General features: G+C 36.8%; 17 protein-coding genes. 8 read left to right on the forward strand and 9 right to left on the reverse strand.

The annotated features are described in order from the left end of the window. The first annotated feature begins 11 nt into the window (after positions 1–11). On the forward strand, positions 12–1244 hold the full coding sequence (locus QSG86_RS05985; RefSeq protein ID WP_317030665.1) for an MFS transporter: 1233 nt from the start codon (positions 12–14) through the stop codon (positions 1242–1244). Positions 1245–1336: 92 nt separating this feature from the next. Here the strand turns inward: QSG86_RS05985 and QSG86_RS05990 are convergent, their stop codons facing one another. Both QSG86_RS05990 and QSG86_RS05995 read right to left on the reverse strand, forming a co-directional pair. Then, complete coding sequence (locus QSG86_RS05990) at positions 1337–1636, reverse strand: DUF3817 domain-containing protein (RefSeq protein WP_317030666.1); 300 nt, start codon at positions 1634–1636, stop codon at positions 1337–1339. Positions 1637–2017: 381 nt separating this feature from the next. Then, the gene (locus tag QSG86_RS05995) at positions 2018–2905 is read right to left on the reverse strand and encodes a LysR family transcriptional regulator (protein WP_317030667.1); all 888 of its coding nucleotides are present in this window, start codon (positions 2903–2905) and stop codon (positions 2018–2020) included. A 113-nt stretch (positions 2906–3018) separates the two neighbouring features. On the opposite strand from QSG86_RS05995, the gene QSG86_RS06000 reads away from it, so the two are divergent. Next, a complete protein-coding gene (locus QSG86_RS06000; protein WP_317030668.1) occupies positions 3019–3441 on the forward strand; it encodes a VOC family protein in 423 nt (140 codons plus the stop codon). A 48-nt stretch (positions 3442–3489) separates the two neighbouring features. Then, entirely contained in the window at positions 3490–4083 is a 594-nt protein-coding gene (locus tag QSG86_RS06005) for a glutathione S-transferase (RefSeq protein WP_317030669.1), read from the forward strand. Positions 4084–4218: 135 nt separating this feature from the next. On the opposite strand, the gene QSG86_RS06010 is transcribed toward QSG86_RS06005, so the two are convergent. Both QSG86_RS06010 and QSG86_RS06015 read right to left on the reverse strand, forming a co-directional pair. Further along, positions 4219–5406 (reverse strand): AI-2E family transporter, encoded by a 1188-nt coding sequence (locus QSG86_RS06010; protein ID WP_410487514.1) that lies wholly within the window; start codon positions 5404–5406, stop codon positions 4219–4221. 73 nt (positions 5407–5479) lie between these two features. Further along, on the reverse strand, positions 5480–6127 hold the full coding sequence (locus tag QSG86_RS06015) for a ParA family protein (protein WP_317030671.1): 648 nt from the start codon (positions 6125–6127) through the stop codon (positions 5480–5482). A 127-nt stretch (positions 6128–6254) separates the two neighbouring features. On the opposite strand from QSG86_RS06015, the gene QSG86_RS06020 reads away from it, so the two are divergent. Together QSG86_RS06020 and QSG86_RS06025 are read left to right on the forward strand one after the other, a co-directional pair. Continuing rightward, positions 6255–6725 carry a Holliday junction resolvase-like protein gene (locus tag QSG86_RS06020; protein ID WP_317030672.1) on the forward strand — a complete coding sequence of 157 codons (471 nt, stop codon included), beginning with the start codon at positions 6255–6257 and terminating at the stop codon, positions 6723–6725. Positions 6726–6975: 250 nt separating this feature from the next. Next, positions 6976–7539, forward strand: coding sequence for a hypothetical protein (locus QSG86_RS06025; RefSeq protein ID WP_317030673.1), 564 nt, complete (start codon positions 6976–6978; stop codon positions 7537–7539). Positions 7540–7609: 70 nt separating this feature from the next. Here the strand turns inward: QSG86_RS06025 and QSG86_RS06030 are convergent, their stop codons facing one another. After that, positions 7610–7945 (reverse strand): HopJ type III effector protein, encoded by a 336-nt coding sequence (locus QSG86_RS06030; RefSeq protein ID WP_317030674.1) that lies wholly within the window; start codon positions 7943–7945, stop codon positions 7610–7612. Between the two features lie 457 nt (positions 7946–8402). Here QSG86_RS06030 and crcB point away from each other — a divergent pair, with 457 nt between their 5' ends. Beyond that, positions 8403–8780, forward strand: coding sequence for a fluoride efflux transporter CrcB (gene crcB, locus QSG86_RS06035; protein WP_317030675.1), 378 nt, complete (start codon positions 8403–8405; stop codon positions 8778–8780). Between the two features lie 281 nt (positions 8781–9061). On the opposite strand, the gene QSG86_RS06040 is transcribed toward crcB, so the two are convergent. Further along, positions 9062–9316, reverse strand: a complete 255-nt coding sequence (locus QSG86_RS06040; protein ID WP_317030676.1) for a type B 50S ribosomal protein L31 — start codon at positions 9314–9316, stop codon at positions 9062–9064. Between the two features lie 94 nt (positions 9317–9410). Next, positions 9411–10736 carry an AarF/ABC1/UbiB kinase family protein gene (locus QSG86_RS06045; RefSeq protein ID WP_317030677.1) on the reverse strand — a complete coding sequence of 442 codons (1326 nt, stop codon included), beginning with the start codon at positions 10734–10736 and terminating at the stop codon, positions 9411–9413. A 217-nt stretch (positions 10737–10953) separates the two neighbouring features. Here QSG86_RS06045 and QSG86_RS06050 point away from each other — a divergent pair, with 217 nt between their 5' ends. Next, on the forward strand, positions 10954–11163 hold the full coding sequence (locus tag QSG86_RS06050) for a DUF1737 domain-containing protein (protein ID WP_317030678.1): 210 nt from the start codon (positions 10954–10956) through the stop codon (positions 11161–11163). Positions 11164–11207: 44 nt separating this feature from the next. Here the strand turns inward: QSG86_RS06050 and QSG86_RS06055 are convergent, their stop codons facing one another. Next, positions 11208–12518, reverse strand: coding sequence for an MATE family efflux transporter (locus QSG86_RS06055; protein WP_317032681.1), 1311 nt, complete (start codon positions 12516–12518; stop codon positions 11208–11210). 591 nt (positions 12519–13109) lie between these two features. Between QSG86_RS06055 and hemW the strand changes: the two genes are divergently transcribed. Further along, the gene (gene hemW / locus QSG86_RS06060) at positions 13110–14264 is read left to right on the forward strand and encodes a radical SAM family heme chaperone HemW (protein ID WP_317030679.1); all 1155 of its coding nucleotides are present in this window, start codon (positions 13110–13112) and stop codon (positions 14262–14264) included. A gap of 217 nt (positions 14265–14481) precedes the next feature. Here the strand turns inward: hemW and QSG86_RS06065 are convergent, their stop codons facing one another. Next, positions 14482–16305 carry an acyl-CoA dehydrogenase C-terminal domain-containing protein gene (locus QSG86_RS06065; RefSeq protein WP_317030680.1) on the reverse strand — a complete coding sequence of 608 codons (1824 nt, stop codon included), beginning with the start codon at positions 16303–16305 and terminating at the stop codon, positions 14482–14484. Between the last annotated feature and the right edge of the window lie 11 nt (positions 16306–16316).

The following is a 16316-nucleotide window of genomic DNA, read 5'->3' on the forward strand; positions in this document are numbered from 1 at the left end:
ACTCAATATTTATGCAAAATATATCACGGCCCATTCCGTTGAATCAGGCCAGCCTGATGTTTCCACTCGCACTCGTACTATTTGAATTTTCTGTTTATATTGGTAATGATTTAATTCAGCCAGCTATGCTTGCCATTACCAAAGATTTTGCAGTAAGTAGTTCATGGGCACCATCTTCCATGTCATTTTATTTACTTGGTGGTGCATGTGTTGCATGGTTACTGGGTCCATTATCTGATCGTTTAGGGCGCAAAAAAGTGCTCTTGTGGGGGGTGATTTTTTTTGCACTGACCTGCTTGTTAATTTTATTGACGACACAAATTGAAAGCTTTTTAGCATTACGCTTTTTACAAGGCTTTGGCTTATCTGTAATTTCAGCAATTGGTTATGCTGCAATTCAAGAAATATTTGATGAAAGGGATGCCATTAAAGTGATGGCATTGATGGCGAATGTTTCATTACTGGCACCCCTATTAGGACCTGTATTGGGTGCCTTTATGATTGATTATGTGTCTTGGCATTGGGGATTTATTGCAATTGCCGCTTTGACGATGATCAGTTGGATTGGCTTAAAAATCAATATGCCGGAAATTAAGCTGCGCAGCACACAGCAGCCTTTAAGTGAAATTGGCAATGACTTTAAACAAGTCTTTAACAATAAACGTTTTTTAGCTTTTACACTGGCTTTACCTTTAGTCAGCATGCCGTTAATGCTGTGGATTGCATTATCTCCAGTAATGTTAGTCGAGTATTTTGGGCTAAGCAGTGTGCAATATGGTTTGGCTCAATTTCCCGTGTTGGGTGGATTGATTTTGGGTAATTTAGTCTTATTTAAAATTATTGACCGTTTGCCATTAGGACAAACCATTGTCATTGGCTTGCCCCTTATGTTACTGGGGACCATCATTATAATGGCTGGCTTAATATGGCAACACTATTTTATTCTCTGTCTTATTGTCGGTATGACATTGATTAGTTTTGGAGAAGGAATGAGCTTTTCTGTGCTGTATCGATTTGCTTTAATGTCTTCAAATGTTTCTAAAGGTACAGTGGCAGCCGCAATTTCAGTTTTACTGATGATGAGCTTTTTTATCTTTTTGGAATTAGGCCGGATTCTCTATGAAATTTTTCATCTTTGGTCCTATAGTTTAATGTGCTTTATTTTTATTGCACTATGGTTTACTTGGCCGCGTAGAGCAGTGCAAAACCTAATGCAACAACGACAACAACAGGGCCAATTTTAACTTTTGATTTTAGCAATATCTGATGATGATAAAGTCATAAACCACAGTGCTGCTGTATGATAGGCATTGTGGTTTATTAAAGGTATCATTAATTAGATTGAGGACTGATCTTTACTGAGTTGTTGTACTTTTTTATCAAACACAAATGGACCAAAGGGTAAAATAGAAGCCACAGTTCCAGCCAGAAACACCTTAATGGCCCATTTTTCTCTTTGGCATACCCAAAATAAGGCTGCGAGGAAGAGAATAAATAATAAGCCATGCCCCATGCCGACATATTTTACGAGAACAGGATTATCGAGTACATATTTAACAGGCATTGCGATAAATAAAAGTACAAGAAAAGAAAGACCTTCTAAAAAACCGACAATGCGTAACGTTCTGATATTCATAACTGTATAATCACAAGTAGATCGATACAAAGAGTGTATCCGAGAATCTTGATCAGTGAAATTAATCTGTTGTAAAAATTAAAATGAATATCACGTTTTTGTTGCATCAAGTCATCATAATTGAAGAAATTGGCTTAAGTTCTGCTCTTTGCTCAGGAATGGATATCATGATCTGATCGCGTCGCTTGATCCCGTCAGATCAAACTGAACCTTTCTTGTCATATGCATAAACGCAATGTTAGATCAAATAATCTACGCTGATCGATAGCTGTGAAACACAAGCGTCAATTGCATAATCTGATTGTTGAAATACTGTAGCAATCGATATACTCAGTGCCGATAAAACAATAGCTAAATCTAGAATGAAGAAGTTTTATTAATTTAATAAAATGAAAATTTTGTAATTTTATCTTTAATCCAATTCATAAAATGTTTGACACGAGGTGAAATTAATTTCATATGTGGATATACAAAATGGATAGGAATCAAATCATGATTAAAATCATGGAGGATAATGTTTAATTGTTTTGATTGTATTGCTTTTGCAACTTGATAATAATAGAAGCAACCTACCCCCAAGCCTTCAATACATGCCTGTCTTGCCACAGAAACTTGATCTGTAAATAATATGGGTTTGTTGGCTACGATTATTTTTTCACCCTGATCAATAAACACCCAGTCATATCTAAAGCTCGAAATTAAAACTCTTTTTTTATTTTTTAAATCAATAGGTTTTAGTATTTTTTCTTTATTTAAAAATGATTGGCTTGCACAGTAAACTAATTGAGTTTGGCCAATTTGTGTGGCAATTAATGAGGAGTCAGGCAAATCTCCAATCCGTATCGCAAGATCAAGCTGACTTTGCACAATATCCTCACATTGATCACTTAAATTCAATTGTATTGATACAGCTGGATATTGTTTGAGGTATTCATTAACCAGCGGTGCAATAAAAATATTGCCAAATTCTATGGGCGCTGAAATTTTTAATTCGCCAGAAATACTATTTTTTCGTGTTTCTAATGAGGCTTGCATCAAGTCGATTTCACTCAAAATATGTCTACACCATGCTAAATATTCAGCACCTTCTTCTGTTAAGGAAATACGTCGAGTAGTTCGATTTACTAATCGTATTCCCAAACTTTCTTCTAAAGATGCTAATAGTCTAGCAATCGATGAGGGTGAACTGTTGAGGAGTTCTGCTGCTTTCGATAAGCTTCCTTGCTCGATAATACATGCAAAAGATTTCATCGCTTTTAATTGATCCATGACTTACCTCTATATCTTTGCATTTTTTGCAAAAGACTTATGTCTAGACATATCTTAATCATTATGACTGAAATCATTATATTTCAATGCATAAACTTAAAGTTAGATATGAAATGAAGAAGCGATTCTGTTCTCAAGCTCCGATCAAAGTACTTAGCTATGATCATGTTGGTATTCGTGTCAGCAATAAGCAACGCGCCTTAAATTTTTATCAATCGCTAGGCTTTGTTGAAACTGCATGTTTTGAAGCCTATGAGGCCAATGAAATGATGAGTGCGAATGGTGTGCGTATTAATTTAATATTTAATGCATCAAGTCATTTACAGGCAAAAAATATTTTACTTGATATCGCGATTAAGTTACCGGGTATGACACACCCAGCCTTTATTGTTGATGATATTCATCTACTAGCAGATTGGCTTAATTGCAATAATATTCATATCACTGAAGGGCCAAAAGCCATTGGATCACGACGTATTGCACTTTTTATTCGAGATCCAGATGGTAATGTACTTGAATTCAATCAACTGATTTAATACATCATTTAAAATTTAATTGAAAATAAAACTGTGCTGAGGAAATGCATGAAACTGTATGATTTGGATCTATCTGGTAACTGTTACAAAGTTCGCTTGTTTGCATCTTTGATTCATTTAGACTTGGAAATTCATCCTGTTAATTTTCTAGAAGGTGAACATAAGACAGCGCCTTTACTGACATTAAATCCTTTTGGTGAACTGCCTATTTTTATAGATGGGAACACAACTTTAAGAGATTCACAAAGTATTCTGATTTACTTGGCAGCTAAATATGCAGGAGAAGCATGGTGGCCAACAACACCACATCTGCAAGCTGAAGTGGCACAGTGGTTATTTACAGCAGCCAATGAAATACAGCATGGCCCTTGTGCGGCACGTTTGGTTGATAAATTTAATTATCCACTGGATAAAAATCTAGCACTGACCAAGTCTACAAAAATTCTAACTTTGATTAATGAACATCTTGAAGATCGAGAATGGCTTGCAATCCATCGTCCAACCATTGCTGATATTGCTATTTTTCCCTATATTGCATTAGCACATGAAGGTGGCATTGATTTATCAAATTACAGCAATATTCATCGTTGGATGAACAATATTAAAGCTTTGGATGGTTTTTTAACCATGCCTGGGATTTAAAATCAGTGGGTTTGGCATGATGGAGGAGCTATAGCTCCTCATCGTGAGGATATTGATGTTTTGTTTTTAGCATCACTAAATTGGCTTAGATCTAATCATACTTCATATGATGACGATTTAAGCCACATAGTGATGTTATTTATTTTTGCTCGAAGACGATGAATGAGATTCAGCAGTTTGATGTTGAATTTGCTCGATGAGGATGACTTGTGGCATGTTGATCCTGTCATCATGATGTTCATGTAGCCATTCACGCCATATTGCTAATAGCACAGCTAAAATCACTGGACCGATAAATACACCAATCAAACCAAAACTTGCTATTCCGCCTAAAACACCAAACATAATTAATAAAAATGGGATTTGGGTTGCACCAGAAATAACCAAAGGTCGAATGACATTATCCGCAGTACTGACCACGCAGACTCCCCAAATCATGACACCCACAGCCTCTAATGTTTGACCATGTGAAAATAGCCATAAAGCGACAGCGGTATAGGCAAATGGAGGGCCAAATGGAATCAATGCTAAAATAAATGTCATGATCGTTAATAGCATTGGATTAGGGACATCTGCGACGAAAAAACTCAAGCCTGCGAGTAGCGCTTGAGCAATTGCAGTTAAACAAACACCATACACAACGGCACGTGTAGTATCTGAAATGGTGATCATATATTGATGTACACGATTCCCAATAATTAATTCAAAGGCTTTACGGACTTGGTATAAAATTGTCGTGCCATCTCGATAAAAGAAAAATAATGACATCACCACAAAACAGAGCTTAAAAACATTTTTGCTGATTTCACTAAATACGACTTTACCGTAATTAAGATGTCCTTGAATCCAATTGGAAATATTTTGAAAGATGCTGTTGGGATCTTGATTGAGTTCAGCCAATACTCTACTGATTTCTTTTCCAATAAAAGGCAGGTCATAAAGAAATGCTGGGGCAGTTAAATGACCAGATAATACCTGTTTTTCTAAAGAAAAATATAAGTTACGTCCTTCGCTTTGTAGCATCATAATCGCGAGTGTAATCGGGATGCCCACAATTAAAATGACACAAATAATCATCAATGTTGCACTGAGAGTTGGGCGATCACCACACAGATATAAGATTCGTCGATATAATGGCCATGTCATATAAGCCAAAATTGCAGCCCAAACGACAGGCACAATAAAGTATTTGAGTACATGAAAGCTCAAATACATTAAAATAAAGAAAAGCCCGAATAATAAGACTTTTTGTAACGTAGGCAAGTATGAGTTCACTGATTTATTTCTTCGATTAATTGAGCATCTTTTGATCAGAATGACCATCATATACAATAGACGGGATGTGAATAGATCACGACAGTCATTGATATTTTGGCATGGTGTTCAATGCATTAAATTAAAACCAATTTTTGGGATCATCGACAATCATATTTAACACAGGTTGCCACTGTTTTTGAATCACTAAATAATTTTTTTGTGGTTTATCAAAAATACTCAGTCCTTGCATCGCCAGTTGTCCATAAGCACTGCGTTCAGAAATCCAGGCAACAGGTGCTTGTTCAATTTTATCAAAAAAATCATCGATGGTTTTTTTAGCATGTGCATTGTTGGTTTTAATTCGATTAGCCAGTAAAAGAATTTCAACTTTACCCTTTTTAATTCGTTTTATATCTTGGATATGTTTTAAGAATCGACGTGTACTATCAATGTCAAAAAACGAGGGTTGTAGTGGTGTAATAATTGTATGTGCTTCACTAATCAGTGTTTCAGCTTTCTGACCAGAGAGTGCACCCGGTGCATCAATAATTAAATATTCAATATGTTTGGGTACATCACCAATCGATTTTTCATGACGCCAATCTAAGCTTTCAATTTTGACTGCAGATGAGGGTCGTTGTTGTAACCATTGGCGGGCAGACTTTTGACTATCAGCATCTGCAAGTGCAACTTTATAGCCTTTTTGGGCAAGTGCAGAGGCTAAACTAATTGCTGTAATGGTTTTCCCACACCCACCTTTTTGATTTGCTACTAAAATAGTTTTCATAATTATGATATAGATTTCATTCTGCTTACCCTTGTTTAGCATAGCATTGTTTTAGGTCATAATGAGCACTATTGACAAAGTCATAACAAGTAAATTTAATTATTTTTTAAAGTATTAGGAATATATTATGTCGATATGGGTGGCGCTGTGTATTGGGATTGTCATCGGCATTATTTTGACGACTGTAATACTTTCAAACACTCGTCATGGTCGTATTCGTGCAGAATATGAACAGTATATTGCTGAATTAGAATTACAACATCAGCAAGCATTGCTTGAAGCACAAAAAAGAAGTGTTAATACGAGTCGAGCCGTATTAAAAGGAAAAATGGCAGAGCAATTGGCACCTATTTTACCTCAATTTCAGTATTTACCGAGTGATGCAAAATTTCTGGGTGATCCAGTAGATTATATTATATTTAATGGCTATAGCAATTTTCGTGATGGCGATGGCAGCGTTGAAGAGATTGAAATTATTTTAATGGATATTAAAAGTGGCCGTGCACGTTTAAGCAAAGGCCAATTAGCCATCGCGGAGGCAATTCAGCAGGGAAGAGTTCGTTTTGAGACGGTCAGAATAGACTTTCCTGATCTATAGCACAATTCACTAGATGAGGATTGCCATCCATGATGATGGTCTAGGATTTTGATTTTGGTTACCAATTTTATATCTTGCTTAAAAATTTATTCTTTATGATAAAGAGGTAAAGTCAGTATGACCGCATGATTCTCGGACATTATTGTTTGACTATTACTGTAGTTCTATACAAATTTAAGTTAAATCATCGTGATATTGATCGGTGATTAACAATTTGACCATACTGAGAAGTCATATGTGTGAGGTTAAGATGCTAAAAAAATTTATCCTTGGTGCTGCACTTAGCAGTTTTTTGATCACAACTACTGTGAATGCCTCTAGTGATTATAATATTGCCAAAGGTTTAACACCTGTAGCACAAGGCCAGTCCATTCGAGAATTAAAGCCTTTTAATGGTAATTTTCGTATTTTAAGCACTAAAATTTATACAGATGATGAGCAGGCTAAATTTTCTCCAATTGATTATGCTGTAAGCTCAGGTTTATTCGCACAGCCACAAATTGCGAAACAGATTCATGTCAAACAATATGATCGCTATTTAAATTGGAAAATGGATTATGTACCTGTACCCACGCAGCAAGCATTAGAAATGGTTTCAAATATGCATATTATTCCTGCTAATCCTGAAATCGCCAAACAGATTACACAAGTCCAGCGAGGTGACTTAGTACATTTAACAGGTAGTTTGGTCGAAGTCAAAGATCGTGATTTGGTATGGACGTCATCTCTCAATCCAGCAGATACTGGTGATGGGGCATGTGAGGTTTTTAAAGTCGAATCAATTCAGTGGTTAGAAAAGAAACAGTTAAGCTAAATGTTGGAAATACAATGATAAATCTGTTGCATCGTGATTGATCTGCAACAGATTTAATGCGTTATTGGTTTTATTTTGCGTTTAATGCAACACCTTCAAAATGGATGCCATCCCAACCATACTGCATAAATTGGCGAATATTTTGGTGATCATTGCCTTCAGGAGTCGCAACAACAGCAGCATAATGTTCTGCAAATAAACTTAACGTTTGCTGTTGGTTTAAACCTTGCTCTTGTGCAAAAGAAAAAACTTTAGCGCTACCTTGATTTTCTGTTGCTGCATTGAACTGCTGACCATTTTTAAAGGCTGTTGGTTGATGTTGATATCGTGCATCAATATAAGCAATGACGCTTGAAAATGTTGCTTGACCTGATTGTAATTGCATCAGTAGTTGTTGCGTTGTCATTGAAGAATACCTGCGTTAAATTTGCTATATTAATGATATTATTATAGCTGAAAAGTAAAGTGATTTAAAAAAAATTATTGTAATACATTGGCTTAGCTTTAGTTATATCAATGATAAACAAGCAATCATAGTGATCTTTTTCTAAGCTGCAATATCGACTAGAGCCATGATGTTATGTTTAGAAATCACTTTAATTTCAACTGTTTTACGACATTGGTGGTTGTAGATTATCAGCGTTAGCATTGTCGTGATGCGTGATCAATAGCAAAGCGTAGTATAGATCATGGCTGAAGCCTATGCACTGCAATGGGTAATAGTCAATAGATTGAATGACAACATCAGGTGACTTGAAAATCCATATCTAGTGGCATCAACAGTCATTTTAAATCATGCAGTGTATTTCTATATTTGCAAACATCTATATTTTTTATTTGATAAATTATCAAGGACAGTCAAGATGAACTGGATATTGGTCGCTTTAGGTGGTGCAATTGGAGCAAGTTTGCGGTATGGATTGGGTTTATATTTACTTCGTCCTCATCTGATTTTTCCATGGCCTACTTGGTGGATTAATATTATAGGATGTTTTTTTGCCGGCGCATTTTTTGCATTTTCACAAAAATATGTTGTGCTACAAAATGAAATAAGACTGTTGTTTATGGTGGGCGTTTTGGGTGGATTCACCACATTTTCAAGTTTTGGTTTGGAAACATTTCAATTATTTAAACAAGGTGAAATGCTAATGGCATTGAGTTATGCCATTAGCAGCTTAATTGTTGGCATTTTATTGTTAGCGCTAGGTTTTTATTTATCTGATTTTATATTACATCGCTGATGAATGATACCATCACATTCTACAGATATTGGATTTTGAGTGTATTTAATTATAAGACATATCGACTGATTGTAGCTTGATCTTAAAAATTTTTTTGGGCTAAGTCATTGAATATAAAAATATATGGATAGGTCGTATTGGCAAATCAAAAACCAATACAGTGGTCTGGTGTTACTTTTTGATGTTATTCACGTGATACGCTGAAAAAAAAGCCAAAGTTGGAGGAAGACTTTGGCTTAATTAGATCTATTATACGTAAAAAATGTAAAAGAAAAATGGTTTTAATGTGAGCGTTTGAAACGCTGGAAGCGTTTGTTAAAACTCGCTACACGGCCTTCATTATTGGTTTGACGTTGTTCGCCTGTATAAAATGGATGTGAGGCACTAGAGATATCCAAGGAAACATATGGATAGATTTTACCTTGATATTCTTTGCTTTGTTGAGGATTTAAGGTACTGCCAATAATGAAATAAACATTTGCATTGGTATCATGAAATAAAACTTCACGATATTCAGGGTGAATATGAGAACGCATGATTTTTTTCCAGATCATTTAACATTTATACATTATGTTATAACATTACATTTGTATTGTAAAGATATCCTATTCAGATAGGGTATCTTGATGGTTATAAATCAGTGATCGCTTGATCTGATACTGCTTCAGGAGAAACTAAATCGTTAAATAGATCACTGAGATTATCATGTACTTTTAACTGAATTAAATTCCAGTAATGCCCCGAGATGGTTCTATTGACCATGAGTGTATCTGGAGATGGTTTAAAAACATCCCAATATTTAAGCGATGACTTAATTAAATTCATACCATCATGATGTGCTGAATTTTCTTCAAAATCATATAAGGTTGTGAGTGGGCGCAGCAAAATTTCTAACCATTGCGTATAAAGCTCATGAGGAAATTTATTGACTTCTGTAATTGCATGTAGCGCTTTTAGCTCATGTTCTATCTGAGTAATATCATATGCTTTGGCTGCCAAAATCAGATGCTTAAAATGTTGTACGGTCTGATTAGATAATACTTTTACACCACCGTAGTCATAAATAATGACACTACCATCTTCTCTAAACGCAAAATTTCCCGGATGGGGATCACAATGAAAACGTTTTAGAAAGAAAATTTCTTGCCCAATGGCTTTTAATAGACGTCGTCCCAATGTATTACGAACATCTTGTGGCCATTGACTCGCTGTTTCAATACTTTCGCCTGATTCTAGGCTTAAGGTTAAAATATGACGAGTGGAATACTGTTTAAATACTTGTGGGATAATAATTTTACTATCAATCGCTTGGTGAAATGCACGTGCAACTTCTAAATTCTGTGCTTCAATTTCATAATTTAATTCATTATCTAAACTATCTTGAATCTCACCAAATAACTGATCTTGTAGCTTGCGGTCGATTTTAATCATTCCCATTAAGCGTAAGGCTAAACGGACTTGTTTTAAATCACTTTCACAGGCTTCATCAACACCAGGATACTGTACTTTAACAACGACTTGTTCACCACTTGGTAACACCGCTTTATGAACTTGCCCAATCGACGCTGCTGCAAAAGGGATCTGTTCAAAATGCTGAAAAATTTGATCAAGAGGTTTGCCAAGTTCTTTTTCAAGTTGCGTTTGAATTTCTGAAAACGGCATGGGAGGTGCTTGGCGTTGCAATTTAGCAATCGCTTTAGCCACTTCGGGAGGAAAAATATCTTTATACTGTGAGGCAATTTGTCCTACTTTCATGACCGCACCTTTCATTTCACCCAAGGTATTGGCAATTTGCATACCAATTTCTTGAAATAACTGGCTACGTGCAGCAGTTTTTTCTGCTTCATTGGCGGTCAAATTTTTAATCGAATTTGATACTGTTTTTGTAGTGATACTTGCCGTCATTGTTGCAAGTTTCATAAAGCGACGACCAGGCGTACCTGCCGATTTTGCCATGCGAGATTCCTCAAGATCATCATTTATTTATTGATTTGTTGTTATGCATAATAGGTGACAAAATTTAAATTGCCTATCCTTAATTGTAGAAATTATGTTGTATATTTTAGCTTTAGGCTTCATTTTGTCTACATGAAGCCAAAATTAATATTGTACAGTACGATGCTTATAAGTGCTTTATAACATAGTTTAAATGGATATTTTAAGTGGATTTTAAATGAAAGTTTATCGTTATTTTACAGGAAAAGACGACGTGCATTTTTGTGCACGTGTTACGCAAGCATTAAATGAGGGTTTTGAGCTTTATGGTTCACCCACCATGACATTTAATGGCACTGATGTGATTGTAGGGCAGGTATTAATTAAAGAAGTTGCTGACCTGTCACAAGTACCTGAGGGCTTAAAAGAAGCTTTAGCCTCACGATGATCAGCAAAATTGAGCGATTGAGGCAACCTTAAGGTTGCCTCAATTTAATTTGATTCAGCAAATGAACGTTGAATATGTTGGTTGTTTCGATATAACCGTGTCAGCAATAAGATACATGCGACAGTTAAACCAACAATCAGTCCAATCCAGACACCTGCTGCACCCAGATCAGTATAACGAACCAAATAAATGCCTAGCGGAAAAGCAATCATCCAATACGCAATCATGGTAATCCACATAGGGCCTTTGGTATCTTGCATTCCGCGTAGGCATCCTGCAGCACTAACTTGCCATGCATCGATTAACTGATAGGCAATAGCGAATAAAATCAAATGCATAGCAATAATGGCAACATCATAGTCTTGGGTATACAATGCAATGATGGTCGGTCTAAATAGCCACAAGAAGGTCATGGAGATTAAGGCCAAGATGGTTGCAGTGATCAATCCTAAGATTTGAACTTTACGTATAGCGGCACTATTTTTTTCACCAAAATGTATCCCAATACGAATCGTTAATGCAATGGCCAGAGACATTGGGATCATAAATAAAATTGTGGTAAGTGAAATTGCAATTTGATGTGCTGCAATGGTTACTTCGCCAAGAGGACTTAATACGATAGCGGCCGTACTAAATAAGCTGACTTCAAAAAAAATCGCCAAGCCGATTGGAAAACCCAGCTTTAATATGCGTCTTACCCAATAGCCATCTATTTTTTCATAGCGGCTTAAAGGTTGTGTTGATTGATATTTGTTGGCTTTATAGATATAGAGTGCCAAAGCAATAAACATCAGCCACTGTAAAATTGCAGTCGCAAAACCACAACCAGCCGAACCTAATGCTGGAATAGGGCCGATACCGTACATAAAAATAAAATTTAAAGGAATTAATAACAGCAAAGCAATTAAACTAATTGCAGTAATGGGTCTTGGATAGCCTAAAGCTTCAGAATAACCACGTAATGCTGCATACATGGTAACAGCAGGCATGCCTAAGCCAATCGCATGTAAGAATAAACTTGCTTTAGGCAGCAGGATTTCAGGTATGCCAAGTAGGGGAAGTAACAATGGCATCATTTGTAGAATCAGTCCGGCAATAACACCTAAAATCAAGGCAACCCATAAAGATTGGCGTGCAATCGTCGCAATTTTTTCTGGTGTATGTGCGCCATTTGCTTGTGCAACTAAAGGGGTGGTTGCAATCATAATGCCACTAAAAAGTAACATGATGGGAATCCACAATCCAACCCCAATGGCAATCGCTGCAAGATCATTGGCAGATAAATGCCCAGCCATAATGGTATCAATAAAACCAAAACCTGCTTGAGCAAACTGAGTGACCAAAATAGGAATCATCAGTTGAAATAATTGTTTTAATTCATAACGTGTGGTAGTCACAGTAGACACTCAATCATATTCAATAGCTTCGGTGCTTGGTGGTGTAGATGGTATTGGCATTGTAAAGTGACAAGCACACGGATAAAAATCACTACGCCATTTTAAAAAAGTCTGATTAGTAAATGGGAGATTTACTGCGACTCAGTTTTTATCATCCGGATCATCATAATGTTCTTGATATCACTATACGACTGTAAAGCAAATGAACTGTGTCTGGCGACTTTACATCTGTTCAGAAGAATGACATTGATTTGAACGATTTGGCATTCAGACGATGATACAACCGAATGACTGAATGTCCACTGTTAATCTGTATTTAAACAGATAAGCCATAGTAACCAGTAATCATCCTAAAAGGTCGTTTAGGGTTATATAACAATCTTGCTTGAGAATCGTATCTAAAACATGTCAATTGAATGATGATTGTCCTTAAATGAAGGGTACTCTATCATGATTACGATATTTCACTGCAAAGATATTCAGCATACGCTGATTACATGCTGAACATGTTAAAATAATCAGAATAGTACTGTTGATTTGAGTATTTCCTTGTCTGAGTTAAATCCTGCACTTGTGCCATTATCTTTATATATTCATATGCCTTGGTGTGTACGCAAATGTCCATACTGTGATTTTAATTCACATGCGGTTCCTGATGGTCAACTCAGTTTAGATCTAGAGCGGACCTATTTATCTGCATTGGTTGAAGATTTTAAAACACAGCGATCTTTTGCACAGGGACGTAAAATTCACAGTGTTTTTATCGGTGGAGGAACACCTTCTTTAATTTCAGCCAATGGATATCAATGGTTATTTACACAACTTAAAGGATTACTTGAGTTTAGTGATGAGTGTGAAATTACTTTAGAGGCCAATCCCGGTACGGTTGAACATGATCCCTTTGCCGATTATTTACAGGCAGGAATTAATCGTTTATCTCTGGGAGTACAAAGTTTTAATTCTGCACAATTAAAAGCTTTAGGTCGTATTCATCATGCAGATGATGCAATCAATGCGATTCAACATGCACGTGATGCTGGTTTTCAGCGTATTAATGTAGATTTAATGCATGGTTTGCCGATGCAAAGTGTAGAGCAAGCTCTGTATGATTTGACGTTGGCAGTAGAGCAGGGTGCAACGCATATTTCTTGGTATCAATTAACCATAGAACCGAATACGGTATTTTTTAGAACACAACCATGTTTACCATCGGAAGATATTTTAGAGCAAATTCAACAGCAAGGTGAAGCCTATTTACGGAAAAATGGTTTTATACAATATGAGGTTTCTGCATGGCGTAAAGAGCAGCCATCGGCACATAATTTAAACTATTGGCAGTTTGGTGACTATTTGGCAATTGGTGCAGGTGCACATGGCAAAATTACTCAACCAGATGCTATCTATCGCTTTCAAAAAACACGATTACCGAAAGACTATTTAGCCAAAGTCCCAGCAGAACATTTGCATTTTAAAGCGATTGAGCAACAGGAGTTAACGTTTGAGTTCATGATGAATGCATTACGTTTAAATGCTGGTGTGCCAGCCGCAATGTACACTGAGCGTACAGGACTTGAACTCAAGACGTTAGAACAGCCATTGTCCCGTTTACGTGCGCAAAAATTAATGGTAGCTACACCACAGCATTTAGCATGTACACCGCAAGGCCATATGTTTTTAAATTCAATTTTACAGGATTTTTTATAACGATGATGCGGGATAGTCATTGAACTGGTTGAAGGATCTTTTCATAACATCGACCATGAATCTTTATCACTTTGATTGCATATTCAATATGATGGGTTGATCCTGCTCATTTTAATGCTTTAAGTAAGCGATAAAGGATAAAAAGTGCATTGAGATGCACTTTTTATCGTATTGATTAGATATCGTGAATATATGATATCTCGGATATTTTGCAGTCTTAATAATCGAAACTAAAATGTTCAGGCGCTAAGGCTGTTAGGGTTTTTGATGGATTAACCATTGCTTCGGCATGACCTTGAATACGCGGTAGAATACGTTCAAAGTAAAAATCCGCAACTTTAATTTTAGCTTTATAAAATTCTGTCGTTTCCGCACCGTCACCTGCTGCCAATTTGCTTGAAGCGACCGCTGCCTGTTGTGCCCAAAAATAGGCCATCATGGCATAGCCAGAAAACATCAAGAAATCAACAGATGCAGAAGACACAATATCACGATCTTTACGAGCAGCCAGTAAAATACGCACTGTTAATGTATTCCACTGCGCACAGAGCTTAGTTAAATCCCAAGCAAAACGACGCATATATTTATTACGTGCGTGTTGACCACAGAATTTTAAAATCTCTGCGGTATAGTCACGAATCACTTTGCCTTTAGAGTTTAAGAGTACTTTACGACCAATTAAATCTAATGCTTGGACACCCGTGGTGCCTTCATAAAGTGTAGAAATACGTGAATCACGAACAATTTGTTCCATGCCCCACTCTTTGATATAACCATGGCCACCAAAGACTTGTACGCCATGATTTGCAGCTTCAAAACCTAATTCAGTTAAAAAACCCTTTAAAATAGGCGTATAAAAACCCAGATGTTCGTCATGTAATGTAAAAGCGGCTTGATCACCTTGCAACAGGGCATCATTCATTTTATCCGCAAGTTGTGCAGCATGATAAATCATGGCACGGCCACCTTCAGCAATGGCCTTTTGCGTTAATAACATACGACGCACGTCGGCATGATGAATAATGGCATCGGCGACGTGATCAGGATCTTTTTTACCTGACAGGGTACGCATTGACATACGTGTTTTGGCATAAGGTAATGCACCTTGAAACGAGAGTTCAGCATGTGCAATACCTTGAATTGCTGTACCAATACGTGCTGTATTCATAAAGGTAAACATGGCATGTAAACCTTTATTGGCTTCACCTATCAAATAGCCTGTAGCAGCATCAAAGTTAAGTACCGTCGTTGCAGAAGCATGAATTCCCATCTTATGTTCAATTGAGCCACAAGTCACTTGATTACGTTCACCCAGTGTACCTGTGTCTGTTGGAATAAATTTAGGGACAATGAATAGAGAAATTCCTTTGGTCCCTGCTGGCGCATCAGGCAGACGTGCTAATACAATATGAATAATATTTTCGGTTAGATCTTGCTCACCAGCAGAAATAAAAATCTTTGTCCCTGTGATGGCATAAGTTCCATGGTCTTGTGGGATGGCTTTGGTTTTGATTTGACCTAAATCAGTACCACATTGCGCTTCTGTTAAACACATCGTACCTGACCATGTGCCAGCGACAAGCTGAGGCAGATAGGTCTGTTTTTGTTGATCAGTACCAAATTGCATAATGGTATTGATACAGCCGACACTAAGACCTGGATACATTTGAAATGACCAGTTGGCTGTTCCCATCATTTCCGCTTTAATTAAATTCAGAGACATGGGTAAGTTTTGTCCACCAAATTCTTCAGGATAGGACAGACCTTGCCAACCTGCTTGTACGAATTGGTCATAGGCTGCTTTAAAGCCTTTGGGCGTCGTCACTTGTCCATTATCAAAATGACAGCCTTCATCGTCACCACTTTGATTGAGTGGAGAGAGCACATTTTCACAAAAGTCTGCAGCGCTTTCTAAAATCATGTCGACTGTTTCGTGATCGGCAGCTTCACCATTGGAAAGTGTCTGATAATGTGAAGGAAAATCAAATACTTCATTCATTAAAAAACGAATATCACGTAAAGGAGCTTTATAAGCTGGCATAGCGGTAATCC

The organism is Acinetobacter sp. SAAs474 (assembly GCF_032823475.1).
Lineage (GTDB): Bacteria > Pseudomonadota > Gammaproteobacteria > Pseudomonadales > Moraxellaceae > Acinetobacter.